The following is a 24,887-nucleotide window of genomic DNA, read 5'->3' as shown; positions in this document are numbered from 1 at the left end:
AAAGCCTATTGCGGGAGCCAAAACCTATTGCGGGAGCATGTCCTTGAGGCGAAACAGCGCGATGCGCTCGACCTGTTTGCAGGCGGTTTCGAATTCAACCTCGTGGCTGTTGCCGATGCGCGCCTCGAACTCAGCCAGGATTTCCGCCCTGGTCTTGTCTTTCACCGCGATAATGAAGGGAAAGCCAAAGGAAGTGACGTAGGCGGCATTGAGTTTCGAGAACAGTTCGCGCTCCTTATCGGTCAGCGCATCGAGGCCGGCGGAAGCCTGTTCCCTCGTCGATTCCGCCGTCAGCCGCTTGGCCTGCGCCAGTTTTCCGGCGAGGTCGGGATGGGCGTTGAGCACGGAGAGCCGCTCGGCCTCGCTGGCGGCGCGAAAGACACGGCACAGCGCGTTATGAAGGCCGCCGGCGCTGTCATGCGCCGGGCCGAGTTCCAGTTCGTAGGCGCGCTCGGCGATCCACGGCGAATGCTCGAACACGCCGCCGAATGCCTGGACGAAAGCCTCGAATTCCATTTTCGACGGCCGCAGCGCCGGTAGCCGGAACGGGTGGGTTTCATGCCAGTGCCTGGCAATGTCGATGCGCCGCGCCAGCCAGACCTTGTCGTGCGATTTGACGTAGTCGACGAAGCGCTTGAGCGCTGCGGTCCGGCCCGGCCGGCCGACGAGGCGGCAGTGCAGGCCGATATTCATCATGCGCGGCCGCCCTTGCTTCCCCTCTGCATAGAGCGTGTCGAAACTGTCCCTGAGATAGGCGAAGAACTGGTCGCCCGAGTTGAAGCCCTGCGGCGTGGCGAAACGCATGTCGTTGGCGTCGAGCGTGTAGGGGATGATGAGCTGCGGCTTTGTCGACCCGTCCGGCCCGTTATGCTCGAACCAGTAGGGCAGTTCGTCGTCATAGGTGTCCGACACATAGTCGAAGCCGCCTTCCTCCGCCGCCAGCCGCACGGTGTTGATCGACGTGCGGCCGGTGTACCAGCCGGTCGGCCGTGCCCCAGTCACCTGGTAGTGCAGCTGGATCGCCGCCTCCATGTCGCGGCGCTCGTCCTCCGGCGCATGGTCGCGGTAGTCGATCCATCTCAGCCCATGCGAGGCGATCTCCCAGCCGGCCTCCTGCATCGCCGCGACCTGGTCGGGCGAACGCGCCAGCGCTGTGGCGACGCCGTAGCAGGTGACCGGCACCTCAGCCTCGCTGAACAGACGCAGCAATCGCCAGAAGCCGGCGCGCGCGCCATATTCGTAGATCGATTCCATGTTCCAGTGGCGCTGACCAGGCCAGGGCGCGGCGCCGACGATCTCGGACAGGAAGGCTTCCGAAGCCTTGTCCCCGTGCAGGACGCAGTTCTCGCCGCCCTCCTCGTAATTGACGACGAACTGCACCGCCACATGCGCCCCGCCAGGCCATTTCGGATCCGGCGGATTGGCGCCGTAGCCGCGCATGTCTCGTTCGTACCGCATCGTCGCTCCTGCCGGATAGTGTGATCAGGATAGTCCAAAGCGCCGCTTGCGCATTCCCCCGAAAATTTTTGAAAGTGTTTTTGCAGCACTTCACTCGACCGGGACTTATGCATCGCCTTTAATTGGCGCACAATTCGTCAACATATTCGACCGTACCGGGAATGGGAGCAGCCAGTGGCGGAAACGTCGAAAGCCGAAGGCGGACGTCTGACGACCCATGTCCTTGACACCGCGACCGGCAGGCCGGCGGCAGGCTTGTCGATCGAGCTCTACCGCATCAACGACGACATGCGGACGCATCTGAAGACGGCGGTCACCAATGCCGAGGGCCGCTGTGACGCGCCGCTGCTTGCCGACGCGGAATTCCGCACCGGCGAATATGAGCTGGTCTTCGCGGCCGGCGACTATCTGCGCCGGCAAGGATTGAGGCTGCCGGAACCGGCCTTCCTCGACAGCGTGCCGATCCGCTTCGGCATGGCCGAGCCGGTGCACTATCATGTGCCGCTGCTCATATCGCCCTACGGCTATTCGACCTATCGGGGGAGCTGAGACATGACGAGCCTCAAAACACGCAGCGAGATACGCTTCATCCTCAATGGCGAGGATGTTGCGCTGACCACGGTGGCACCCGACGAGACCTTGCTCGACTGGTTGCGGCTCAAGCGCTCGCTGCGCGGCACCAAGGAAGGCTGCGCCGAGGGCGACTGCGGCGCCTGCACCGTGCTGGTCGGAAGGCTGTCAGGCGGCCGGCTGGCCTATGAAAGCGTCAATGCCTGCATCCGCTTCCTCGGCTCGTTCGATGGCACGCATGTCGTGACAGTCGAGCATCTGCGCGGCGACGGCGATAGGCTGCATCCGGTGCAGCAGGCGATGGTCGATTTCCACGGCTCGCAATGCGGCTTCTGCACGCCGGGTTTCGTCATGTCGCTTTACGCCTTGTGGATGAGGGCGCCGGAGCCGTCGGATGCGGCCGTCGAAAAGGCACTGCAGGGCAATCTCTGCCGCTGCACCGGGTACGAAGCGATCATGCGGGCGGCGCGTGCCATCTCCAGCTACGGCAAGGCGGCTAAGGACCCGCTAGCGGCAGAGCGCGAGGCCATCACGGCCAAGCTTGCGGCCATGAAGGATGGTTCGCGTATCGAGATCGGCGCCGGTAAGCAGCGGCTGGTCGTGCCGGCCAATGTCGACGATCTCGCCGCCGTGCTCGACAAGGAGCCGGGCGCCACCATCGTCGCCGGTTCCACCGATGTCGGCCTATGGGTGACTAAGCACATGCGCGATATTGCGCCGGCGATTTTCATCGGCAATCTCGACGGGCTCTGCGCGATCTCCGAAGACAAGAGCATCATTTCGATCGGCGCTGGTGTCACCTACACCGAGGCGTTCTCGACGCTGGCGAAACGCATCCCGTCGGTCGGGCCGCTGTTCGATCGTATTGGCGGCGATCAGGTGCGCAACATGGGCACAATCGGCGGCAACATCGCCAATGGCTCGCCGATCGGCGACACGCCGCCGCCGCTGATCGCACTCGGTGCGCGGCTGACACTGCGCCGGGGCAACAAGCGGCGGACGATCCCGCTTGAAGACTTCTTCATCGCCTATGGCAAGCAGGATCGGCAGCCGGGCGAGTTCGTTGAGGCCGTGCATGTCCCGGTGCCGGCCAAGGACACGAAGTTCGCCGTCTACAAGATTACCAAGCGTCGCGACGAGGACATCACCGCCGCACTTGGCGCATTCCTGCTGACCCTGGCCAGCGACGGCATGGTGACGGATATCCGCATCGCCTATGGCGGCATGGCGGCAACGCCGAAGCGGGCTTTTGGCGTGGAAAAAGCGCTGCTCGGCAATCCCTGGACGGAGGCGACGGTCGAGGTGGCGATGGCCGAGTACGCCAAAGATTTCACCCCGCTGACCGACATGCGGGCGAGCGCCGAATACCGGGCGTTGGCGGCGCGGAACCTGCTGCTGCGCTTCTTCGCCGAGACCAGCGGCACCAAGGCACCGATTCAGGTGTCGCGCCACGAGGCGGCTTGATGACCACGCACGCTCCCAACCTCAAGGCGCAAAAAATCTCCGGCGGCGTTGCTACCGACCAGCGCCATGATTCCGCCCACAAGCATGTCCGCGGCACGGCCATCTATATCGACGACATGCCGGAACCGGCAGGCACGCTGCATGGCTGCCTCGGGCTTTCGACGGCCACGCACGCCACCATCATCAGCATGGACCTGTCGGCGGTGCGCGCTGCGCCCGGTGTCGTCGACGTGCTGACGGCCAGTGACGTGCCGGGCGAAAACGACATTTCGCCGACCGGCCGTCACGACGAGCCGGTGCTGGCCGACGGCAAGGTGCAGTTCTTCGGCCAGCCGATCTTCTGCGTCATCGCCGAAACCCGCGAGCAGGCGCGCCGCGCCACAACGCTGGCCAAGGTCGAATACAAGGAATTGCCCTTCGTCACCGACATCGACGTGCTTGATCCCCGCAAGGACAAGCTGGTCACGCCGCCGCTGGCCCTGAGGCGCGGCGATGCAGCGGCTGCGATCAAAGCGGCCCCGCGCCGGCTGAAGGGAAAAATGCGCATCGGCGGCCAGGACCATTTTTACCTCGAAGGCCAGATCGCCATGGCTATTCCCGGCGAAGATCAGGACGTCACGATTTATTCGTCGACCCAGCATCCGAGCGAAATCCAGCACATGGTCAGCCATGCGCTCGGCGTGCCGAGCCATGCCGTCACGGTCGAGATCCGCCGCATGGGCGGCGGCTTTGGCGGCAAGGAAACGCAAGGCAACCAGTTTGCCGCACTTGCGGCGATAGCTGCCAAAAAGCACCACCGCGCGGTGAAAATCCGGCCCGACCGTGACGATGACATGATCGCCACCGGCAAGCGCCACGACTTCCTCGTTGATTACGAGGTCGGCTTCGACGACGACGGCAATATCCTCGGCGTCGATTTCATGTTCGCGGCGCGCTGCGGCTTCTCGGCGGACCTTTCAGGCCCGGTCACCGATCGCGCGCTTTTCCATTGCGACAACACCTATTTCTGGCCGGCGGTGCACGCGCAATCGGCACCGCTCTACACCAACACCGTGTCGAACACCGCCTTCCGCGGCTTCGGCGGGCCGCAAGGCATGGTCGGGGCCGAGCGTGTCATCGACGAGGTCGCCTTTGCCGTTGGCAAGGACCCGCTCGAGATACGCAAGAAGAACTTTTATGGTACCAGCGACCGCAACATCACGCCTTATCACCAGACGGTCGAAGACAACATCATCCACCGCATCGTTGCCGAGCTGGAGGCGAGTTGCGACTATGCAAGGCGTCGCCGCACCATTGAAGCTTTCAACGCCAACAGCCGCTTCATCAAGCGCGGACTCGCGCTGACGCCGGTCAAGTTCGGCATCTCGTTCACCGCCACCCACTACAACCAGGCCGGCGCGCTGGTGCATGTCTACACCGACGGATCGGTGCATCTGAGCCATGGCGGCACCGAAATGGGGCAGGGCCTCTACGTCAAGGTGGCGCAGGTTGTGGCGGAAGAATTCCAGATCGACCTCGACCAGGTCAAGATCACCGCGACGACGACCGGCAAGGTGCCGAACACCTCGGCGACCGCCGCGTCTTCCGGCTCCGATCTCAATGGCATGGCGGCCCAGAATGCAGCCCGGCAGATCAAGGATCGGCTGACCAATTTCGCCGCCGAAAAATACCAGGTGCCGCGCGACCAGGTGCTGTTCCTGCCCAACCGGGTGCGCATCGGCAACCAGGAAATCGCCTTCGCCGATCTCGTCAGGCAGGCTTATATGGCGCGCATCCAGCTTTCGGCGGCAGGTTTCTACAAGACGCCGAAAATCCACTGGGACCGCGATAAGGGCGAGGGTCGCCCCTTCTATTATTTCGCCTATGGCGCCTCGTGCTCGGAAGTCTCCGTCGACACGCTGACCGGCGAATACATGGTCGAGCGCACCGACATCCTGCACGAGACCGGACGCTCGCTGAACCGCGCCATCGATCTCGGCCAGGTCGAGGGCGGCTTTATCCAGGGCATGGGATGGCTGACGACGGAGGAATTGTGGTGGGACGACAAGGGCCGGCTGCGCACCCATGCGCCGTCGACCTACAAAATCCCATTGGCCTCGGACCGGCCGAAGATATTCAACGTGACTTTGGCCGACTGGCCGGAAGCGAGCGAGCCGACGGTGCACCGCTCCAAGGCGGTCGGCGAGCCGCCGCTTCCCCTCGGCATGTCGGTGCTGCATGCGCTGTCGGATGCGGTGGCGAGCATTGCCGACCACAGGATTTGTCCGCGCCTCGACCCACCGGCGACGCCGGAGCGGGTGCTGATGGCGATCGAACGGCTGAAAAAGGAGACCAAGGCCGGCGCCTGAGCCCCGCCCCAGAACGGGCCACAGATTCGGACAAGGCGTGCAATCCGGGCCGAAAACCCTAGGTTTCCCGATAGGGAATGCGAAACATGACCTCGAAAGTGCAAAGCTTGAAAGCCTTTCTTGCCGGCGCCGGCCGGGTCGCCCTGGTCGAGGTGGCCGGGACAAAAGGCTCAACGCCACGCGAGAAGGGCGCCTTCATGCTCGTCTCGGGCGCAGCAATTTTTGGCACGATCGGCGGCGGCCAGCTCGAATACATGGCGATCGACAAGGCCCGGCAGATGCTTTTCTCCCCCCTTGAGGGGGAGATGGCCGCGAAGCGGCCAGAGGGGGTCGTCTCAGAAGGCACCGCCAGGGCACCGAGCCCAGTCGATCCGACCCCACCCGACGGCTTCGCCGCCGCCCTCCCCTCGAGGGGGAGGGATGTCAGCGCTACGCTCGACGTTCCACTCGGGCCGGAAATCGGCCAATGCTGCGGCGGCAGGGTCGAGGTATCGATACGGCTGCTCGACCCGGGCCTTGAGGCCGAGCTCATCCGCAACGCCGAAACCGAGGAGGCGCATCTGCCTTACGTCTACATCTTCGGTGGCGGCCACGTCGGCCAGGCGCTGGCATCGGCGGTGGCCTTGCTGCCGGTCCGTGTCGTCGTTGTCGAGACGCGGGCCGAGGCGCTGGAGGGCATGCCGGGCGCGGTCGAAACCAGCCTGACGCCAATGCCTGAAGCAAGGGTGCGCGAGGCTCCGTCTGGGAGCGCCTTTGTAGTCCTCACCCACGACCACACGCTGGATTTCTTGATAGTTGCCGAGGCACTGAAACGCCGGGATGCCGCCTATGTCGGGATGATCGGCTCCAAGACCAAAAAGGCGACATTCAGGAACTGGTTCCTGAAGTCGGCGGACGGCAGCGAGCCGGAATTTGCCCGCCTCGTCTCACCGATCGGCGGCGAAACGGTCAAGGACAAGCGACCGCAAGTGATTGCGGCCTTGGCGGCGGCCGAGATCATGACGGCGCTGGTCGCCTATGCTGGCGCGCGAGCCGCTCCACACCCCGTCTCCCGTGGCAAGGCAATGGCCGCTGACGGCTAATCCACCGAGTTGCATTTTTCGTGCAGGCGCGCTTCCATTGCGTGCTGCTCACATAGGTCGTTTCAAGCCCAGATTTTCGCGCAGCGTGTGGCCCTCGTACTCCGTACGGAACAGGCCGCGCCGCTGCAGCTCCGGCACGACAAGCGCGGCAAAGGCGTCGAGTTCGCCGGGAAAATAAGATGGCATGACGTTGAAACCGTCAGCCGCGCCGCCCTCGAATCGTGCTTCGAGCTCGTCGGCGATCTGAGCCGGCGTGCCGACGACGCGCCAATGGCCGCGCGCGCCGGCGAAATGGCGCGCAAGTTGCCGGATCGAGAGGTTGTCCCGGCGGGACTGCTCGATCACCAGCGCCTGCCGGCTCTGCATGCCTTCGCTGGGCGGCAGCTCCGGCAACGGCCCATCGATGGGATAGCGCCACAGATCGGAGATACTGAGATAGCTGGACAGCAGCGCCACGCCGACATCGTCGGGAATCAGCTCCTGCAGCTCCTCATGTTTTGCCCTGGCCTCCGCTTCGGTTGCCGCCACGATCGGCGCGACGCCCGGCATGATCTTGACGTCGTCCGGTTCGCGCCCATAGGTCGCCAGACGCCTCTTGAGATCGGTGTAGAAGGCCTTCGCCTCTTCGAATGTCTGCGCCGCCGTGAACACGACGTCGGCGGTCCGGGCGGCGAGGTCCCGGCCCTCGTCCGATGCTCCGGCCTGGACCATGACCGGTGCGCCTTGGGGCGAGCGCGGCAGATCGAGCGGGTCGCGCACGGAAAAGCTTCTGCCGTCGTGGCCAGGTCCGGAAACTCCGTCGAGCTTGCCTTGCCAGAGTGCGGTAACCACGGCAGCGAATTCACGCGCGCGCTCATAGCGGTCGGCATGCGGGCGCAGGCCGGTCGAGCCAAAATTGGCGGCTTCGATATGGCTGGCGGAGGTAACCAGGTTCCAGCCGGCGCGCCCGCCGCTCAGATGGTCGAGCGACAAGAAGGTCCGCGCCAGCGCGTAAGGCTCGTTGTAGCTCGTCGATGCCGTGGATACGAGGCCGATGCGGCTGGTCTGGACCGCGAGAGCCGAAAGCAGGCTGATGGGCTCGAAGCCGATCGAGCGTGACGTCTGGCTGGCGATATTGACATTCGCATCGCGAACGCCGGCGGCGTCCTCGCAGAAGATCATGTCGAATTTCGCCGCCTCCGCCGTTCGCGCCAGCTGGATGTAGTGCTCGATGTCGACGCCCGCCGTCACATGCGCTTTTGGGTGGCGCCAGGCGGCAATGTGGTGGCCTGTTGCCCACAGGAACGCCCCGAGCTTCATCTGACGACCGGTCATTGTCCCTTCTCCCCGACCAGTCCGAGATGGGAGCGCAGCGTCGCGCCGGGATAATCCGACCGGAGAAGGCCGCGGCGACGAAGCTCCGGCAGCACGAGGTCGACGAAATCGTCGAGCACAGCCGGTGGCATGAGTATGTTGAAACCATCGCAGCTTTTCGATCGGAAGGGCTCTTCAAGCTTGTCTGCGATCAGGTCCGGCCTGGCGGCCATTTCAGCACCCGGCGCGACGTTCATCAGCACCTTTATCGCGCCCGGACCGCGCCCGAACGCAAGCGCGCTGCGCTTCAGATCGTCGGCCTTCGCACCCGCGACCGATGGCTCGTCCAGCAGGATTACATCGGCGAAGCGGGCGGCGATCTCCATGTCGGGCTCCGACACGCCTGACATGACGAGCACCGGGCTATCCTGCGGTGAGCGCGCCACGTTCAGCGGCCCACGCACCGAAAAATATTCTCCCTTGTGGTCGAGCAGGTGCATCTTTTTAGGGTCGAAGAAGCGGCCGCCGCTTTTGTCGAACAGCAGTGCGTCCGCATCCCAGCCTCGCCACAAGCCTTGAACGATGCCGATGAATTCTTCCGCGCGTCGGAGGAAATCGTCGCGGGAAAACCCTTCCGGACGGCTGAAATTGGCCGCCTCGCGCAGATCCGGCATCATCGTCGCGTTCCAGCCGGCACGGCCATGGCTGATGATGTCGAGCGAGGCGAAACGGCGCGCCAGATTGTAGGGCTGGTGAGCAACCGTTGACGCCGCGGCGACGAGGCCGATCCTGCTGGTCACCGTCGCCAGCGCCGCCAGGAGGGTCGTCGCTTCGAAGGGAACGTGCCGGTTCGGTGCGTCGCCGCCTGCAACCGGCGCGGAATCGGCAAGCAGCACCATGTCCAGCCCAGCTGCTTCGGCCTTTTGCACGAACCGGGCCAGAAGGCTGAAATCCGGACCGATGTCGGAGAGAAGGGAAAGGGCGCTTTCCGGAAACAGTGAAACGGCGAGATGCATTTTGGCGCCGCTGGCCATCGGTCTTCCCTATTGAGTGAATTCCGCAGGGACTATCTCCGCCGGCTTGACGGGACGCAACCGGCCAGCCGGCGATCATTTGCCTGCCAGAATATCCTTGATCAGCCTTTGGCAGCGCTCGGCCATGAAATCGAGCAGCAGCCGCACCTTCGGGTCCTGCAGCTTCTTGTGCGGGTAGACGGCGGCGAACTGCACCGGTGTCGGCGGCGTGTCGGGCAGGATCACCTTCAGCCGCCGGTCGCGGATGAACGGCTCGACCTCGAAGCGCGGCTTGTTGATGATGCCGCGGCCGGATAACGCCCAGCCGGTCAGCACGTCGCCATCGTCCGTGTCATAGGGTCCGTGCACTTCGAATTTTCGCGGGCCGTCGGCCGTGTGCAGCGTCCAGACGTATTCGCGCGCGCCGGAATAGCGAAGCATCAGGCAGTCGTGCCTCTTGCCGATCAATTCCTGCGGCTCGGTCGGCTCACCGCGCGCCTCAAGATATTTCGGCGCCGCCACCAGCACCCGCTCGCATTCCATGATGCCACGCATCCTGAGGCTGGAATCCTCGATGATGCCCAGCCGGAAGGCGACATCGATGCCTTCCTTCATGATGTCGACATTGTGGTCTGAAAGCCTCAGCCGTACCTCGATGTCAGGGTATTTGTCGTGGAAATCGGGGATGCCCGACGCCACCAGCCGCCGGCCTAGGCCGAGCGGCGCTGTCACCTTGATGGTGCCGCGCGGCTGGCCGGACAAAGCGCTGACCGCGGCTTCCGCCTCGGTGATGGCTTCCAGCACCTGCTTGGCGCCGGAATAGAACACCGAGCCGTGCTCGGTCGGCATCAATTGCCGCGTCGTGCGGTTGAACAGCCTGACACCGAGGTGTTTTTCGAGTTCCTTGATGCGGTTGGAGGCGACCGCCGGAGAAATGCGCATGTCGCGCCCCGCCGCCGACAAATTGCCGAGTTCGACGACGCGGACGAAGACGGCGATGTTGTCGAGGTAGGCCATGCGGCTTTCGTGGCTCTCATGCGGCTGTGTAGGGATAACCCTAGTATTTTCCATTTTTTTTTGAAAGTCATCGTGCAGCTCGGCCCTTTCCGTTTGCGCTCCAGTCCGTAAAGTCACCCAATCGGCAGGGACGACTTTTCAATGTTGGATTTCGCGATTTTCTGGGACTGGCTGAGTTTCGCCGTGCGCTGGCTGCATGTCGTCACCAGCATTGCCTGGATCGGCTCGTCCTTCTATTTCGTCGCGCTCGATCTCGGCCTGCGCCAGCGTCCGGGCATGCCTGTCGGCGCCTTCGGCGAGGAATGGCAGGTGCATGGCGGCGGCTTCTATCACATCCAGAAATATCTGGTGGCGCCGGCCGAAATGCCCGAGCATCTGACCTGGTTCAAATGGGAATCCTACGCCACCTGGCTGTCGGGTTTCGCCATGCTGTGCGTCGTCTACTATGCCGGCGCCGATCTGTTCCTGATTGATCCCAACGTGCTGCCGATGTCGGTGCCGGTAGGCATCCTGCTGTCGCTGGCGACGATCGGCGTCGGCTGGGTGGTCTACGATCTGCTCTGCCGTTCGCCGCTGGGCAAGAGCGACACCGGCCTGATGCTGGTGCTCTACGGCGTGCTGGTGTTCATCGCCTGGGGGCTCACCCATATGTTCGCCGGCCGCGCCGCCTTCCTGCATCTGGGCGCCATCACCGCGACGATCATGTCGGCCAATGTCTTCATGGTCATCATCCCGAACCAGAAGATCGTCGTTGCCGACCTGATCGCCGGCCGCAAGCCCGACCCGAAATACGGCAAGATCGCCAAGCAGCGCTCGCTGCACAACAATTACCTGACGCTGCCCGTGCTGTTCCTAATGCTGTCGAACCACTATCCGCTGGCGTTTGCAACCGAGTTCAACTGGGTGATCGCCTCGCTGGTGTTCATCATCGGCGTACTTATCCGGCACTATTTCAACACCGTCCATGCGCGCAAGGGCAGCCCGACCTGGACCTGGCTGGCGGCCGCCGTCCTGTTCGTCATCATCATCTGGCTGTCAACGGTGCCGAAGGTGCTAACCGGCGAAGTCAAGGCGTCCACGGCGGCACAGGTCTATGTCGCCTCCGCGCATTTTCCCGCAGTGCGCGACACCGTGCTTGGCCGTTGCTCGATGTGCCATGCGCAGGAGCCTTCCTATGAGGGCATCTATCACGCGCCGAAAGGTGTGATGCTCGACACGGACGCCGGTATCGCCGAGCAAGCCCGCGAGATCTACCTGCAGGCCGGCCGCAGCCATGCGATGCCGCCCGCCAATGTCACAGGCATCACCGACAAGGAACGGGCACTGCTGGTGGCCTGGTTCGAGGAGGCAGGGAAATAAGCATGATCAGCACACTCCTGCGCGGCCGCACACTGTCCTTTCTGCGCTGGCCTGAGACCGTCGACGACCATTCCGCCTGGCGCTACGAGGAGGACGGCGGCTTGCTGATCCGCAACGGCAGGATCGTAGCCGCCGGCGCCTATGCCGAGGTCGAGAAAAAGGCTGATGAAGGCACAAAAAAGATCGACCACCGCCCGCATCTGCTGCTGCCGGGTTTCATCGACGCGCATGCGCATTTTCCGCAGATGCAGGTCATCGCTTCCTATGGCGCCGAACTGCTCGACTGGCTGAACACGTACACTTTTCCCGAGGAAACCAAATTCCAAAACGCGCAGCATGGTCGCCGCATCGCCAGGCTGTTCCTCGACGAGATGGTGCGTCATGGCACGACGACGGTCGCCGCCTATTGCTCGGTCCACAAGGAGTCTGCCGAAGCGTTCTTTGCCGAGTCGCATGACCGCAACATGCTCAACATCGCCGGCAAGGTGATGATGGACCGCAACGCGCCGGAAGGGGTGCTCGACACAGCGCAGTCGGCCTATGACGATAGCAAGGCGCTGATCGCCGATTGGCACGGCAAGGGACGCCAGCATTATGCGATCACGCCGCGCTTCGCCATCACCTCGTCACCCGAGCAGCTGGAAATGGCGGGCGCGCTCTGCCGCGAATATCCTGATCTGCATATGCAGACGCATCTGTCGGAAAATCACGCCGAGATCGCCTTTACGCTGCAACTCTACCCGCAGGCACACGACTATACCGACGTCTACGAACGCTATGGACTGCTCGGGCGCAAAAGCCTTTTCGGCCACTGCATCCATCTGTCGGAACGCGAGGCGGATGCGCTTTCGGACTCAGGCTCGGTGGTGGTGTTCTGCCCGACCTCGAACCTGTTCCTCGGTTCGGGCCTGTTCGATTATCAGCGTTACCGCACGCGTGACAAAGCTCTCCGCATCGCGGCCGCCACCGATGTCGGCGGCGGAACTAACTATTCGATGCTGCGCACCATGGACGAGGGCTACAAGGCGATCGCCCTGAACGGCGAAAAGCTCAACCCGTTCCAGTCGTTCTGGCAGCTCACCCGCGGCAATGCCGAGGCGCTGTCGGTCGTGGAAAAAATCGGCACGCTCGACCAAGGCAGCGATGCCGACATCGTCGTGCTCGACGCACGCGCCACGCCGGCGATGCGGCTGCGGGTTGAGACAGCGGGCACGCTGGCGGAGGAATTATTTCTGCTACAGACGCTGGGCGACGACCGCGCCGTGCGCGAAGTCTATGTTGCTGGGCGGGCGGCGAAGAGCGATATGGCGGTTTAGCTATCTGCACGTCCGGCTTGACCGGGCGGCAGCCATCGGTCAAAGCCTGCAGCGAAATTGACAGGGGAACGACATGGCTGTTGCGGACGACATCGCTCTGATCCAGAAACAGGAAGCCGAGCTTGTCTTCCCGGCCTTTGATGAGGCTGTCGCCTTCAAGATCGGCTCGGCGCTCCGCGACCGGGCACTAGCCGAGAATCTGCCGATCATCGTCGATATCAGAACCTTCGACCGGCCGCTATTCTACGCAGCAATGCCGGGCTCGAACGCTTCCAATCCGGATTGGGCGCGGCGCAAGATCAACGTGGTGCGGCGGTTTTTGAAAAGCACCTACCGCATGGTGCTGGAGCAGCAGCGCCCCGACCGCAGCTTCAAGCCGGGCGAGGGGCTCGACATATCAGACTATGTCCTGGCCGGCGGCGGTTTTCCGGTCACGGTCAGAGGCGCCGGTGTGATCGGCGTGATCGCGGTCTCGGGCCTGCCGGAACGCGAGGATCACGGCGTCGTCGTCAATGCGCTTTGCAGCCATCTCGGCGTCGACGGGCGCGAGCTGGCACTGCCGGCGGAAGCAAAATGACCGAGATCGATCCCAAGCCCTTCCTCACCGCCATCTTCAATGTCGCCGTCGCCGCTGCCGATCCCAAGAGGACCATAAGGGATCATCTGCCGGCAAGGCCGAACGGGCGCACCATCGTCATTGGTGCCGGAAAAGGCTCGGCGCAGATGGCGGCGGCTTTTGAGAAGGTGTGGGACGGGCCGATCGAAGGGCTGGTCGTCACCCGTTACGGCTATGGCGCGGCGTGCCAGCGCGTCGAGATCATCGAGGCGGCGCATCCGGTGCCGGACGCAGCCGGTCTCGAAGCCTCGCGCCGGTTGCTCGAAAAGGTGCAGGGGCTGACCGCGGACGATCTGGTCGTGGCGCTCGTCTCCGGCGGCGGCTCGGCGCTGCTGCCGTCGCCTGCCGAAGGTCTGACGCTGGCCGACGAGATCGCCGTCAACGAGGCGCTGCTCGCCTCCGGCGCACCGATCGCTGCCATGAACACCATCCGCAAGCATGTTTCCACGATCAAGGGTGGCAGGCTAGCGGCCTCTGCCTATCCTGCCAAGGTGGTCTCGCTGGTCGTCTCCGACATTCCGGGCGACAATCCGGCGCTGGTGGCTTCCGGCCCGACCGTTCCCGATTCCGGCAGCCGTGAAGACGCATTGGCGTCGATCGCCGCCTACGACATTAGACTGCCGGCCTCTGTAATGGCGTATATCAATTCGCCGGCCGCAGATGCGCCGCGCGCCGACGATCCGCGTTTTTCGCGCAACGAAGTGCATCTGATCGCCTCGGCCGGCGTGTCGCTGGAGGCGGCTGCGGCCGAAGCTAGGCGCCATGGCATCGAGGCGGTCATCCTCTCCGATTCCATCGAGGGCGAGGCGCGCGAGGTCGGGGGTGTCCACGCCGCGATCGCACGTGAAGTCGCGACGCGCAACCGGCCTTTTCCAAAACCGGTGCTGATCCTGTCGGGCGGCGAAACGACGGTGACCTTGCGGGCAAAAGGCAGGGGCGGACGCAACTCGGAATTCCTGCTTGCCTTCGCCATCGGCATCAGCGGTATGGATGGCATCCATGCGCTCGCCGCCGATACGGACGGCATTGACGGTTCGGAGGACAATGCCGGTGCCTTCGCCGACGGTTCGACGGTGTCGCGGATGCGGGCGACGGGCGTCGATGCCAAGGCGATGCTCGCCGGCAACAACGCCTGGACGGCATTCGACGCCATCGGCGATCTTTTCGTGCCCGGCCCGACCGGGACAAACGTCAATGATTTGAGGGCGATCCTGATCAGATAGGGTCAGGCGGCCATCAGCTTTTTCACCGCCTTCATGTCCTGCAGGAACCGCTCGCGTTCGGCCTGTTTGTCCGCCGGCTCGCGAATGCGCAGGATGAAGGACGGATGGATGGTGACGAACACACGCAAGCCATCCTCGCGCTCTACGACCGCGCCGCGCATCTTCATGATCGGCACGACCTTGCCGAGCAGCGACTGCGCCGCCGTTGCGCCGAGCGCTACCGCCAGATTGGGCTTGATCAGATCGAGCTCCCTGTCGAGCCACCAGCGGCAGGCCTGCACCTCGCCGGCATTCGGCTTGGAGTGGATGCGCCGCTTGCCGCGCGGCTCGAATTTGAAATGCTTGACCGCGTTGGTGACATAGACTTTCAGCCGGTCGACGCCGGCATCGTCCAGGATGGCGTCGAAGACCTTGCCGGCCGGCCCGACAAAAGGTTTGCCGGCCAGATCCTCCTGGTCGCCGGGCTGCTCACCGACGAAGATCACCTTGGCTTTGTCAGGCCCTTCGCCGAACACAGTCTGTGTCGCATTGCGCCACAGCGGACAGCGGCGGCAGGCTTTCGCGACTTCGCTGAGCTCGGGAATGGTGCTTGCGCCATCGTCTCCCGCCGTCTCAGGCAATTCAGGCTTCGGCCAGCGTCTTGCCTGCACCTTGGCATGGTGCGGCGTGGGATTTGTCTGCATCCTGGCGATCATGGCTGATGCGGCCTTGTCCGCTGCTGCGATCAGATGCGGAATGAGCGAAGCCCCGGAAAGGTTCCTTCAAAATAGCCCGGACCAGGCTTTCACCGGGAGAATGACCGGCAATCCGATCGCCTCACACCTCGTGCAGATAGAGATGATAATCCAGTTCGCTGACCGTGCGTGCCACCCGCAGATATTCGGATTGCTTGATCGCCACGAACGTCCGGTGCAGGTCTTCGCCCAGCGCTCCTTTGAGGAACGTCGACGCGCGGGCGGCCTCGATCGCGGCGCGCCAGTCCACCGGCATGGTCGTGCGCGTGATTGCCGATTCATAGCCATTGCCGGTGGTTTCGGGGCCCGGGTCGAGGCCTTCGTCGAGACCCTTGGTGATGCCGGCCAGCACGGTTGCCGCCACCAGATAGGGGTTGGCGTCGACGCCCGACGGCCGGTGCTCGATGCGCCGGTTTTTCGCATCACCCGCTGGCACGCGCAGCGCCACCGAGCGGTTGTTGACGCCCCAGGTCGGCGCCACCGGAGCATAGGATTGCGAGACGAAGCGCCGCCATGAATTGGCATGCGGCGCAAACACCAGCATCGATTCAGCCATGGTCTGGATGAGGCCACCAAGGCCGCGCAGCAGCGGCAAGGACCAGGTCTCGCCGCTGGCCTCAGTGAAGACGTTGTTGCCGGCCTTGTCCTGCAGCGAGACATGGAAATGCATGCCGGAGCCGGCATATTTCTCGATCGGCTTGGCCATGAAGCAAGCGGTGACGCCGTGCCGGCGCGCCTGCGCCCGCACCAGCCGCTTCAGCATGACGAGATCGTCGGCCGCCCGCATCACATCGTTGCGGTAGTTCAGTGTCAATTCGTACTGGCCGGGCGCATATTCGGAAATGACAGTCTCGGCCGGGATGCCTTGCACCTTGGCCGCGGCATAGATGTCGGAAAACAGCGGCTCCATGCCGTGCAGATGGTCGACGGAATAGACCTCGGTCTTGGCCGAGCGTCGGCCGTCGAGCACCGCGTTCGCCGCTTGCACTTTGCCGTCGGCGTCGCGCTCATTGGCGAGCAGAAAGAATTCGAGCTCGAAGGCGCCGGCCGGATGCAGGCCCTTGGCCGCCAGTATCTCCACCTGACGGGCCAGCGCCAGCCGCGGATCGGAGGACATGGGCTGACCATCGAGATGATACATCGCCATCAGCACCTGGCCGCGCGGCGGTTGTGTGCCGAAAAGCGGCACCAGCGTGCCGGGGATCGGCCATGCTCTGAGATCGCCGTCGCCGGTCGTCCAGATCAGCCCGGTCTCGTGCACGTCCTCGCCGGTGATGTCGAGGCCGAGGATCGAGATCGGCATATGCCGGCCGCCCTCGAAGATGCTCATCAATTCGTGCCGGCGCACGATCTTGCCACGGCCGACGCCATTGGCGTCAGTCAGCACGATGTCGAACGCTTCGATCTCGGGATGGGCGTCGAGAAAGGTTTGCGCCTCGGCGGGCGTCGAGCCGGAAGGGGAGGCAATGATGGCGTTCAAAGTTTGCTTGTGCGCTTCTCTCATGTGCAAGCTTGTCTCATGCCGCGAGCCTTGCCGCAACCGCACCGAAGGCTGTGATCAGGCGGTTGACCTGGGTGGCGCTGGTCGCCGGCGAGATCAGCATCATATTATGGAACGGCGCGATCAGCACGCCGCGATTGACCAGCGCGACATGGATAGCCGCTTCGAGCTCCGGCGCGTGCGCTGTTTCCGCCTCGCCGCCATTCCTCAGCGGGCCAGGTGCGCAGATGAACTCGACGCGCGCGCCGACTCGGGCAACATGCCAAGGCAGGCGGTAACGGTCGATGACGGCGGTCAGCCCGGCGTCGAGCCGCCGCGCCAGGTGGTCCATATGGTTGTAATTCTCCTCGGTCATCACGTCTTCGAGTGTGGCGCGCATCGCCGCGAACTGCAGCGGATTGGCCGAGAGCGTCGTGCCCATGCCGGAATAGCCTGGTTCCTTGGTCCTGAGATAGTCGGCATAGCGGGTGGCGACGTCTTCGCTCATCCCCCATACACTGGCCGGCACACCGCCGGCGATCGGCTTGCCGAGCACGAACAGGTCCGGCTCCAAGCCGTGTTTCCTGGTATAGCCGCCCGGATCTGTCGAGATCGTGTGCGTCTCGTCGATCAGCAGCAGGGTGCCGGCCGCGCGGGTGAGACGTCGCAGCGTGTCGTGGAAGTCGGGATCGGGCAGCACCATGCAGGAATTGGTCAGCACCGGCTCGGTGATGACGCAGGCGATACTCTTATCCCGGAGCACGGCCTCAAGCGCCGGCAGATCATTGAACTCGATGACATCGGTTGCCCGGGTCAGGTCGCGGAATTCGCCGGCCAGTCCCGGCCGGTTGCCCGGTCTGCCGTCGACCAGCCGCACCATCGTCTCGTCGACCGAGCCGTGATAGCAGCCGTTGAAGACCAGGATCTTTTCCCGGCCGGTGATGGCGCGGGCGACGCGCAGCGCAAAGCGGTTGGCATCGGTCGCTGTCGTCGCGATCTGCCAGAACGGCAGGCCGAAGCGCTGTCGCAGCAGCGGGCCGATGGCGAGCGCGTCTTCGGAAGGCAGCATGTAGGTGAGGCCGCGCCCAGCCTGCCGGCGGATGGCGCGGGCGACCGGCGGCGGCGAATGGCCGAACATCGAGCCGGTATCGCCGAGGCAGAAATCGTCGAGCCGGTTGCCGTCGATATCGGTGATGGTGGCGCCCTTTGCGCTGCCGACTAGGATCGGGAACGGCGTCGGCCAGTCATTCATCCAGTGCATCGGCACGCCGCCGAAGAAGCCCGGCAGGCCATTGCCGGCCTTGGCTGCCGATTTCGGCCGCGCCTTGCGGAAGGCTTCGGCCTCGGTCTCGCGCAAATCGGCGATGCAGGCGGCGCTGATGCCGCCGATGGAAGTCTTTGAATGGTCGATTGTATGCATGAAAGCCCCTCTCATACGTTACTCGAATAGGGGAATAGGGGAATAGGGGAATAGGGCAGTAGGGAGTAGGGCAGTAGGGCAGTAGGGCAGTAGGGCAGTAGGGGAATAGGTGCCTTACTCCCCTACTCCCCTACTGCCCTACTGCCCTATTCCCCTACTGCCCTATTCCCCTAGGCCGAAATATCGATGACGCCGCAGTCGCCTGCGGCGCTGCCGAAGGCAACGCGGCGTTCCTCCTTGTCCCACATCATCGAGGTGATGGCGCCCCTACCCGGTCGGCGCAGAAGCACTTCCTTGGCGTCAGCGAAACGCACCGCCATCACCATTCCGTCGTCATAGCCGACGGCGACGACATCCTGGCTTGGATGGCAGGCGACCGAGGTCACCATGGCGTTGCCGCGCGTGCCGAGCTCCAGCGGCGCCTTACCCATCGGCCCGTCCTTGCCCGAAAACGGCCAGACGATCGCCGCCGGTGCGCCGGAACTGGCCAGCCATTTTCCCTTGGCGCTCCACGACAGGCTTTTGACCTTGCCGGGATAGCCGCTCATGCGCATGTGCTTGCCGTCGGCCAGCTTCCAGCCATGCAGCGCGTTCTCCTGCATGGTCGTGACGAGGAAGGTGCCATCCGGCGAGAAGGTGATGCCGGTATGGGCGCCGGCCCATTCCAGCTCGACCGGCTTGCCGTCGGTCGCCGGGAAATGCAGCGTCGCGCCATTGTAGCGGGCGACGCCAAAGCGCATGCCCCTGGGCGAGAACGCCAGCCCTTCGACCGAACGCGGATGCATGAATTCTTTAGTCTTGCCGTCGGGAAAGCGCACAAAGGCGATTTTGCCCGAGGCATAGGCGACGGCGCCCTGTGGTCCGGCGGCGACGCTGGTGATCCATTTTTTCCCGGCGCTTGCCAATTCTGCCGCATTGCCGCCGGCGGTAACCGAAAAAATCTTGCCGTCCTCGCCGCCGGTGATCAGCCGGTCGTTGGCCGCATCGTGGAAGGCGGCGAGCAGCCCGTCATTGGCCTGCGCCGTCTTGTGGCCATGGTCCAGCCGATGGATTGTGCCGTCGGCCAGTGCGAAATGCGGTACGTCGCCAAGGAAGACGGCGGCGACGCAATGGCCATCGAGATCAAGCGGGGCGACTGTGGGCATGAGAGACTATTCCATTCGAGGTTCCGCTGCCTCACCCTTACCCTCCCCCCGCAGGCGTGGGGAAGGGGCAACCAGCGTCGGAACTTCGCCTTCTCCCGTGAAAACGGGGAAAAGGTGGCGGCAGCCGGATGGGGCAGGTAACGCCGCAAATTGACTTGGAAATCAAGCGGCCTGGCAGGCCTCAAAACTCTTCTTCAGCCGCTCGGCGTCGAGCTCGCGGCCGATGAACACCAGCCGGCTCTCGTGCTTCTCGCCGTCCTTCCAGGCGCGCTGATGGTCGCCCTCGATGATCATGTGCACACCTTGGATGACATAGCGCTCGTCATCGCCCTTGAGCGCGATGATCCCTTTCAGCCGCAGGATGTTCGGGCCTTCCATCTGGGTGATCTTCTCGATCCACGGGAAGAATTTCTTCGGGTCCATCTCGCCGCCGCGCAACGACACCGACTGCACCGTCACGTCATGAATATCGGAAGGGTGCGTGTGATGATGGTGGTCGTGCCCGTCATGGTGATGATGACCGTCATGATCGTGATGGTCATGGTCATGATGGTCGTGGTCATGATGATCATGGTCGTCATGCGCCTCGAGGAAATGCGGGTCGTTCTCCAGCGCCCGGGAAAGATCGAAGGCGCCGCGGTCGAGCACCTCGGACAGCGCCACGCCGGCGCGGGTGGTGCGATGGATGCGGGCCGCCGGGTTGATCGCGCGGATCGTCGCCTCGACCTTGCTCAGTTCCTCCGGCGTGACGAGATCGGTCTTGTTGAGCACGACCACGTCGGCAAAAGCGATCTGGTCCTCGGCTTCGCGGGAATCCTTCAGCCGCAACGGCAGGTGCTTGGCGTCGACCAGCGCCACCACCGCATCGAGCCTGGTCTTGGAGCGCACATCGTCGTCCATGAAGAAGGTCTGCGCCACCGGCACCGGATCGGCGAGGCCGGTCGTCTCGACCACGATGGCGTCGAAGCGGCCTGGCCGGCGCATCAGGCCTTCGACGACCCGGATCAGGTCGCCGCGCACCGTGCAGCAGACGCAGCCATTGTTCATCTCGTAGATTTCCTCGTCGGATTCCACGATCAGCTCGTTGTCGATGCCGATCTCGCCGAACTCATTGACGATGACGGCGTAGCGCTTGCCGTGGTTTTCCGAAAGGATGCGGTTGAGCAGCGTCGTCTTGCCGGCGCCGAGATAGCCGGTGAGAACGGTTACGGGGATCTGCGTCGTCTGTGCATCGCTCATGTTGGGCCTCGAAAGGATTGTTGGCTCCATATAGGATGTGCGCCGTGCTTTTGCACGCGTCAAACTGATGGGCCAAACAGGTCGCCAAGATTGGCGAACTTTCCCACATTGCCGGACTTTCATTGGCGCCGGCGGGTCTCACTGCCTAGATAAGAACAAGGCAGCTTGCTCGAAAGAACCAAAGAGGCGCCGGATGTCCGATAAACCGTCCTCCTTGCCGTTGAGCCGGCGCCAGGCGCTTGGCCTCATTGCCGCCAGCGCGGGCGGCGGTGTCATTCTGCCGGGCATCGCGCTGGCTCAGTCGGCCTCGCCCTATGCCGGGCTTGCCCTGTTCGATAGCGGTGCCGGCGTCTGCGCGATCACGCCGCAAGCGACCGAGGGCCCGTTCTATTTCGACCCGAAGCTCGAACGCGCCGATATCACCGAAGGCAAAGCGGGCATTGCCCTCAATGTGCGGCTGCAGGTCGTCGATGCGGCCTGCCGGCCGCTTGCCGGCGCGCGTGTCGACATCTGGCATTGTGATGCGCAAGGGCATTATTCGGGCTATCCGGGACAAGGCGACGGCCAGGATGTCGATACGTCAGGTCAGAGTTTTCTGCGCGGTTGGCAAAAGACTGATGACAGCGGTATCGTCTCGTTCGCCACCATCTATCCCGGCTGGTATCGCGGCCGCACCACCCACATCCACTTCAAGGTCTTCCCCAACGACAATTCGGTGATGACCGGCCAGCTGTTTTTCCCCGATAGCCTGAGCGAGCAGGTATTCACCACTGTCGCGCCTTACACCGACCGGTCCGGCAAGCGGGATACGCTGAATGCCAGGGACGGTATCGCGCGGCGCGCCGGGCCGCTGTCGCAGGCGGCGCTGCGCGAGGTGGCGGATGCCTACCAAGCCTTGATGATCGTCGCGGTGAAGACTGATTGAGTCTGGTGTCGGGTGTGCGGGCGCTCCTGCTGAAAGCGTCCACCTGCGCTGAAAAGTCGTTTGTCATCTAACTGAAATAAACATCTGGCATTAGCCACGGCGGACACCGCATTGCTTGCCGGCAAAGCTGTTTTGCAAAGCCGGATCTTTTTGATCGTCGATTGCCAACCGGGCGGCTGCCTCTATGCTGTCGGCACCGGTTCGGCCGAAGAGGGATGACCATGGCCAAGGCGGACAAGACTGCGACAATGAGCCGGCTGCATTCGGCGGCGCGGCTGGCACGTACTGCGCTGGCGGCGCGGCTTCTAGGGCACGGCTTCTATGCCGGCCAGGACCAGATCATGCTCGCGCTCGACCGTGAGGACGGGCAGACGCCCGGCAATCTTGCCGGTCGCCTCGGTGTGCGTCCGCCGACCATCACCAAGACCATCAACCGGCTGCAGGCGCAGGGCTTCCTGGAAAAGCGCGCCTCTTCCGCCGATGCCCGCCAGGCCCATATCTTTCTGACCGACACGGGCCGCGAAATCATTCACGCCATCGAGAAATCGGTGAAGAAAACTGAGAAGCAGGCGCTGAAGGGGCTCGATAAAAAGGACCAGAAGGCGCTGTTCAAGCTGCTCGCCCGCGTTGAGGCGAACCTCTCGAACGGCGAGATGGTTCTCGTCGATGATGAAATCGACGCCGACGAATGATCTGCGGCTGACGCCATCAGGCAGCGCCTGCTGACGATCCATGGACCAATGCCGACCAGCGGCCCGGCGTGACACCGAACGTTTTCTTGAAGTGCCTGTTGAAATGACTTTGGTCGCTGAACCCGGCCGCTATCGCGATCTGCGCCAGTGGCTCGCTTGCCTCGATCATGCGGCGTGCTCGTTGAAGTCGGCGCATCAAGAGAAAGCGATGCGGACTGGTGGCGAAAGCGGCACGGAAATGCCGCGATAGGGCGTAGCGGTCGAGCCCGGTGATCGCCTCCAGCTCGTCGGAGCGGACGATACGGAAAACATTCTCTTCCAGATAGTCGCGCGCCAGGCTGGCTGCGCGCCATGCTGTCCTTGGGATCGGTTTCGCCGGCAGGCCTGCATGCCGTGCCAGGCTTTGCATCAATTGTGCAAATGAAGTCGGCGACAAAGAGATCGTCCAGCTTCTGGTCCAACGGCCCCAGCGCCGAAAGCAGCCTCGTGCGGAACACAGGATCCGTCACCACGGCATCCCTGACGAAAGGCAGCGATGCGTCGATCGTATCCAGGCAGTCCAGCACGACGGACGGCTCCAGATAAAGCATCCTGTAACGCAGACCCTCTTCGGTGCCGGCACCGCCGTCGTGCAATTCGTCGGGATGGAGGACGATAATCTGGCCGGGCAGGCTATGATGCGTCGCGCCGCGGTAACGGAAGGTCTGGACGCCATGCAGCGTCACGCCGATCGCATAGGTGTCGTGACGATGGAGATCGAAAGCGCTGCCGTGGAACCGGGCCTCGATACGCTCCATGCCGATGGAATCGGGTGCCGAGATGACGCAGTTTTCCGCCACGCCAACGCACAAACGTCCAAGACCCTGAAAGGCCTCGCCATCTAAACTGTGTGACATCGCTTCATTCACAAACCTCGAATGGCAAATGTCTCATGTTCGACACGAAATTTGCAATCGTGCTGCAGGATGATCTCCCCGTCTGGCAAAAGCTCAATGTCACCGCCTTCCTGACCAGCGGCATCGTCGCGCAGTATAGCGACATCATCGGCGAACCTTATCGCGACCGTGCCGGCAACATCTACAATCCGCTCTCGATCCAGCCGGTCATCGTGCTTTCGGCCGACCGCCCGACGCTCAGTGCGGTCCACCGACGAGCGCTGGAGCGCGGTGTGACGACCTCGCTCTACGTAGATGAAATGTTTTCGACCGGCCACGACGCGGCGAACCGGGCCGTCTTTGCCGAATTCGCACCCGACGACGCCAAGGTCGTCGGTATCGCGCTGCGCGCCGAAAAGAGGCTTGTCGACAAGATCACCAAGGGCGCCCGTATGCATCCCTAGTGCACGTAGTCAGCTGTTGTTGTGCCAGCCTCTTTTGGCTTGCCGGCAGGTGACAATTGCCTCAAAGGTAGGGCTCTGCTCTGCTTCCCATCCGGCCTGAAATTGAGTGCTCTCCCAAGACAAGACGAAAGCGCGACGCCTCCGGCGGCGATCCTCTGCATGCTTTCCGTCTATGTATTTTTCACCGTCCTCGACACCAGCAGCAAATATCTTGTCATGGCCGGCGTCTCGGCGCTGATCGTCGCCTGGGCTCGCTTCGCCGTCCATGTCGTGCTGGTCGGTGTCTTTCTGCGCGGATGGCGCGAGCCGGCGCGCTTTCGCGCCAACAATCTGCCGGCGCATATCCTGCGCGGCGCCTTCCTGTTTGGATCGACCATTTGCAACGTCATGGCGCTGCGGACCCTGCAACTGGCCGAAACCACCTCGATTTACTTCTTCGCGCCGATGGTGATCACAGCACTCGCCGGTCCTTTGCTCGGCGAATGGGCCGGCTGGCGGCGCTGGCTGGCAATCCTGAGCGGCTTCGTCGGCGTCCTCATCATCACCCGGCCAGGCGTTGGCGTCTTTGGCCTCGGCCATATCTTCGCGCTCGGCTCGATGCTGTCGAACTGTTTCTACGTCATCATGACGCGGCGCATGTCGGCCACGGAAACCTCGGAGAGCCTTATACTCTTTTCGGCGCTGGCGCCGGCCGTACTTCTCCTGCCGATGCTTCCGTTTTCGCTTTCCCTGCCGCAGGACGGCTGGCACTGGATGATCCTGCTGATGCTTGGCGTCTTCGGCGCAATTGGCCACTGGCTCCTGGTTCAGGCCTATCGTCTCGCCACCACCACGGCATTGGCTCCCTATCCCTATTCGCAGATGATCTGGATGATCATTGCCGGCTGGATTGTCTTCAACCAGTTTCCCGACCGCTGGACGCTCGTCGGGGCGGTCGTCATCGTCGCCAGCGGTCTTTATATCGTCCATCGCGAGCACCGGCTTCGCGTGCGCAACCGCGCCGCCCTCGACGTCGAGGTGGAAGCGCTGGCAAAAAAACTTTGATTTGTTCCGGAAGGGTGGCATAAGGCCGCGTTTAAACTGTTTAGATCATGATCCCGAAAGTGGCATCCGGTTTTCGCTGGAGATCATGGATCAGCTCTAGATCGTCGGGG

At 63.4% G+C, this 24,887-nt stretch carries 21 protein-coding genes and 1 pseudogene; 12 read left to right on the top strand and 10 right to left on the bottom strand.

The features are described from left to right. Positions 1-24 precede the first annotated feature (24 nt). Positions 25-1,458, bottom strand: a complete 1,434-nt coding sequence (puuE, locus tag AC0L25_RS15075) for an allantoinase PuuE (RefSeq protein ID WP_473596223.1) — start codon at positions 1,456-1,458, stop codon at positions 25-27. 174 nt (positions 1,459-1,632) lie between these two features. Here puuE and uraH point away from each other — a divergent pair, with 174 nt between their 5' ends. From uraH to xdhC, 4 genes are all read left to right on the top strand, one after another. After that, a complete protein-coding gene (gene uraH / locus AC0L25_RS15070) occupies positions 1,633-2,007 on the top strand; it encodes a hydroxyisourate hydrolase (RefSeq protein ID WP_473596222.1) in 375 nt (124 codons plus the stop codon). Between the two features lie 3 nt (positions 2,008-2,010). Then, positions 2,011-3,492, top strand: a complete 1,482-nt coding sequence (xdhA, locus tag AC0L25_RS15065; protein ID WP_473596221.1) for a xanthine dehydrogenase small subunit — start codon at positions 2,011-2,013, stop codon at positions 3,490-3,492. Continuing rightward, positions 3,492-5,840 (top strand): xanthine dehydrogenase molybdopterin binding subunit, encoded by a 2,349-nt coding sequence (gene xdhB, locus AC0L25_RS15060; protein WP_473596220.1) that lies wholly within the window; start codon positions 3,492-3,494, stop codon positions 5,838-5,840. The genes xdhA and xdhB overlap by 1 nt, the downstream gene beginning before the upstream one ends. An 86-nt stretch (positions 5,841-5,926) precedes the next feature. Then, entirely contained in the window at positions 5,927-6,922 is a 996-nt protein-coding gene (gene xdhC / locus AC0L25_RS15055) for a xanthine dehydrogenase accessory protein XdhC (RefSeq protein WP_473596219.1), read from the top strand. A 48-nt stretch (positions 6,923-6,970) separates the two neighbouring features. Here the strand turns inward: xdhC and AC0L25_RS15050 are convergent, their stop codons facing one another. From AC0L25_RS15050 to AC0L25_RS15040, 3 genes are all read right to left on the bottom strand, one after another. Further along, complete coding sequence (locus tag AC0L25_RS15050) at positions 6,971-8,236, bottom strand: LLM class flavin-dependent oxidoreductase (RefSeq protein WP_473596218.1); 1,266 nt, start codon at positions 8,234-8,236, stop codon at positions 6,971-6,973. Further along, entirely contained in the window at positions 8,233-9,249 is a 1,017-nt protein-coding gene (locus AC0L25_RS15045) for an LLM class flavin-dependent oxidoreductase (protein ID WP_473596217.1), read from the bottom strand. The genes AC0L25_RS15050 and AC0L25_RS15045 overlap by 4 nt, the downstream gene beginning before the upstream one ends. A 75-nt stretch (positions 9,250-9,324) precedes the next feature. Further along, on the bottom strand, positions 9,325-10,245 hold the full coding sequence (locus tag AC0L25_RS15040; RefSeq protein ID WP_473596215.1) for a LysR family transcriptional regulator: 921 nt from the start codon (positions 10,243-10,245) through the stop codon (positions 9,325-9,327). 141 nt (positions 10,246-10,386) lie between these two features. Here AC0L25_RS15040 and AC0L25_RS15035 point away from each other — a divergent pair, with 141 nt between their 5' ends. From AC0L25_RS15035 to AC0L25_RS15020, 4 genes are all read left to right on the top strand, one after another. Next, positions 10,387-11,604 carry a urate hydroxylase PuuD gene (locus AC0L25_RS15035; RefSeq protein WP_473596214.1) on the top strand — a complete coding sequence of 406 codons (1,218 nt, stop codon included), beginning with the start codon at positions 10,387-10,389 and terminating at the stop codon, positions 11,602-11,604. 2 nt (positions 11,605-11,606) lie between these two features. Then, the gene (gene guaD / locus AC0L25_RS15030; protein ID WP_473596213.1) at positions 11,607-12,920 is read left to right on the top strand and encodes a guanine deaminase; all 1,314 of its coding nucleotides are present in this window, start codon (positions 11,607-11,609) and stop codon (positions 12,918-12,920) included. A 73-nt stretch (positions 12,921-12,993) separates the two neighbouring features. After that, complete coding sequence (locus AC0L25_RS15025) at positions 12,994-13,497, top strand: heme-degrading domain-containing protein (protein WP_473596212.1); 504 nt, start codon at positions 12,994-12,996, stop codon at positions 13,495-13,497. Further along, positions 13,494-14,759 carry a glycerate kinase type-2 family protein gene (locus AC0L25_RS15020; RefSeq protein WP_473596211.1) on the top strand — a complete coding sequence of 422 codons (1,266 nt, stop codon included), beginning with the start codon at positions 13,494-13,496 and terminating at the stop codon, positions 14,757-14,759. The genes AC0L25_RS15025 and AC0L25_RS15020 overlap by 4 nt, the downstream gene beginning before the upstream one ends. 2 nt (positions 14,760-14,761) lie before the next feature. On the opposite strand, the gene AC0L25_RS15015 is transcribed toward AC0L25_RS15020, so the two are convergent. The 5 genes from AC0L25_RS15015 to AC0L25_RS14995 all read right to left on the bottom strand — a co-directional run bounded on the left by AC0L25_RS15015 (position 14,762) and on the right by AC0L25_RS14995 (position 20,777). Then, positions 14,762-15,487, bottom strand: a complete 726-nt coding sequence (locus AC0L25_RS15015; protein ID WP_473596263.1) for a UdgX family uracil-DNA binding protein — start codon at positions 15,485-15,487, stop codon at positions 14,762-14,764. 88 nt (positions 15,488-15,575) lie between these two features. Further along, positions 15,576-16,997 carry a glutamine synthetase family protein gene (locus AC0L25_RS15010; protein ID WP_473596210.1) on the bottom strand — a complete coding sequence of 474 codons (1,422 nt, stop codon included), beginning with the start codon at positions 16,995-16,997 and terminating at the stop codon, positions 15,576-15,578. 13 nt (positions 16,998-17,010) lie between these two features. Next, the gene (locus AC0L25_RS15005; protein ID WP_473596209.1) at positions 17,011-18,393 is read right to left on the bottom strand and encodes an aspartate aminotransferase family protein; all 1,383 of its coding nucleotides are present in this window, start codon (positions 18,391-18,393) and stop codon (positions 17,011-17,013) included. A gap of 170 nt (positions 18,394-18,563) precedes the next feature. After that, positions 18,564-19,538 (bottom strand): WD40 repeat domain-containing protein, encoded by a 975-nt coding sequence (locus AC0L25_RS15000; protein ID WP_473596208.1) that lies wholly within the window; start codon positions 19,536-19,538, stop codon positions 18,564-18,566. A gap of 162 nt (positions 19,539-19,700) precedes the next feature. Further along, complete coding sequence (locus tag AC0L25_RS14995; protein ID WP_473596207.1) at positions 19,701-20,777, bottom strand: CobW family GTP-binding protein; 1,077 nt, start codon at positions 20,775-20,777, stop codon at positions 19,701-19,703. Between the two features lie 193 nt (positions 20,778-20,970). On the opposite strand from AC0L25_RS14995, the gene AC0L25_RS14990 reads away from it, so the two are divergent. Beyond that, positions 20,971-21,702 (top strand): intradiol ring-cleavage dioxygenase, encoded by a 732-nt coding sequence (locus AC0L25_RS14990; protein ID WP_473596206.1) that lies wholly within the window; start codon positions 20,971-20,973, stop codon positions 21,700-21,702. A gap of 221 nt (positions 21,703-21,923) precedes the next feature. Continuing rightward, positions 21,924-22,394: a MarR family winged helix-turn-helix transcriptional regulator gene (locus tag AC0L25_RS14985; protein WP_036267548.1), complete on the top strand. Its 471-nt coding sequence runs from the start codon at positions 21,924-21,926 to the stop codon at positions 22,392-22,394. A gap of 16 nt (positions 22,395-22,410) precedes the next feature. On the opposite strand, the pseudogene AC0L25_RS14980 reads toward AC0L25_RS14985, so the two are convergent. Further along, a pseudogene (locus AC0L25_RS14980) lies at positions 22,411-23,290 on the bottom strand (AraC family transcriptional regulator). 35 nt (positions 23,291-23,325) lie between these two features. Between AC0L25_RS14980 and AC0L25_RS14975 the strand changes: the two are divergent. Further along, a complete protein-coding gene (locus AC0L25_RS14975; protein WP_473596205.1) occupies positions 23,326-23,733 on the top strand; it encodes a DUF2000 family protein in 408 nt (135 codons plus the stop codon). 159 nt (positions 23,734-23,892) lie between these two features. Beyond that, positions 23,893-24,777, top strand: a complete 885-nt coding sequence (locus AC0L25_RS14970) for a DMT family transporter (protein WP_473596203.1) — start codon at positions 23,893-23,895, stop codon at positions 24,775-24,777. Positions 24,778-24,887: the final 110 nt, after the last annotated feature.

Source organism: Mesorhizobium sp. WSM4813 (assembly GCF_055811555.1).
The sequence above is the reverse complement of the archived record's forward strand: the minus strand, read 5'-3'. Positions and strand labels throughout refer to the sequence as shown.

Bases quoted from the DNA above. Each gene is read 5' to 3' on its own strand.
- xdhB (WP_473596220.1), top strand. From the start codon at position 3,492: ATGACCACGCACGCTCCCAACCTCAAGGCGCAAAAAATCTCCGGCGGC.
- AC0L25_RS15000 (WP_473596208.1), bottom strand. From the start codon at position 19,538: ATGCCCACAGTCGCCCCGCTTGATCTCGATGGCCATTGCGTCGCCGCC.
- AC0L25_RS15045 (WP_473596217.1), bottom strand. From the start codon at position 9,249: ATGGCCAGCGGCGCCAAAATGCATCTCGCCGTTTCACTGTTTCCGGAA.
- AC0L25_RS14990 (WP_473596206.1), top strand. From the start codon at position 20,971: ATGTCCGATAAACCGTCCTCCTTGCCGTTGAGCCGGCGCCAGGCGCTT.
- AC0L25_RS14995 (WP_473596207.1), bottom strand. From the start codon at position 20,777: ATGAGCGATGCACAGACGACGCAGATCCCCGTAACCGTTCTCACCGGC.
- AC0L25_RS15050 (WP_473596218.1), bottom strand. From the start codon at position 8,236: ATGACCGGTCGTCAGATGAAGCTCGGGGCGTTCCTGTGGGCAACAGGC.
- xdhA (WP_473596221.1), top strand. From the start codon at position 2,011: ATGACGAGCCTCAAAACACGCAGCGAGATACGCTTCATCCTCAATGGC.
- AC0L25_RS15035 (WP_473596214.1), top strand. From the start codon at position 10,387: ATGTTGGATTTCGCGATTTTCTGGGACTGGCTGAGTTTCGCCGTGCGC.
- AC0L25_RS15020 (WP_473596211.1), top strand. From the start codon at position 13,494: ATGACCGAGATCGATCCCAAGCCCTTCCTCACCGCCATCTTCAATGTC.
- AC0L25_RS15040 (WP_473596215.1), bottom strand. From the start codon at position 10,245: ATGGCCTACCTCGACAACATCGCCGTCTTCGTCCGCGTCGTCGAACTC.
- guaD (WP_473596213.1), top strand. From the start codon at position 11,607: ATGATCAGCACACTCCTGCGCGGCCGCACACTGTCCTTTCTGCGCTGG.
- puuE (WP_473596223.1), bottom strand. From the start codon at position 1,458: ATGCGGTACGAACGAGACATGCGCGGCTACGGCGCCAATCCGCCGGAT.
- AC0L25_RS15010 (WP_473596210.1), bottom strand. From the start codon at position 16,997: ATGAGAGAAGCGCACAAGCAAACTTTGAACGCCATCATTGCCTCCCCT.
- AC0L25_RS14985 (WP_036267548.1), top strand. From the start codon at position 21,924: ATGGCCAAGGCGGACAAGACTGCGACAATGAGCCGGCTGCATTCGGCG.
- AC0L25_RS15025 (WP_473596212.1), top strand. From the start codon at position 12,994: ATGGCTGTTGCGGACGACATCGCTCTGATCCAGAAACAGGAAGCCGAG.
- AC0L25_RS14975 (WP_473596205.1), top strand. From the start codon at position 23,326: ATGTTCGACACGAAATTTGCAATCGTGCTGCAGGATGATCTCCCCGTC.
- AC0L25_RS14970 (WP_473596203.1), top strand. From the start codon at position 23,893: ATGCTTTCCGTCTATGTATTTTTCACCGTCCTCGACACCAGCAGCAAA.
- xdhC (WP_473596219.1), top strand. From the start codon at position 5,927: ATGACCTCGAAAGTGCAAAGCTTGAAAGCCTTTCTTGCCGGCGCCGGC.
- AC0L25_RS15005 (WP_473596209.1), bottom strand. From the start codon at position 18,393: ATGCATACAATCGACCATTCAAAGACTTCCATCGGCGGCATCAGCGCC.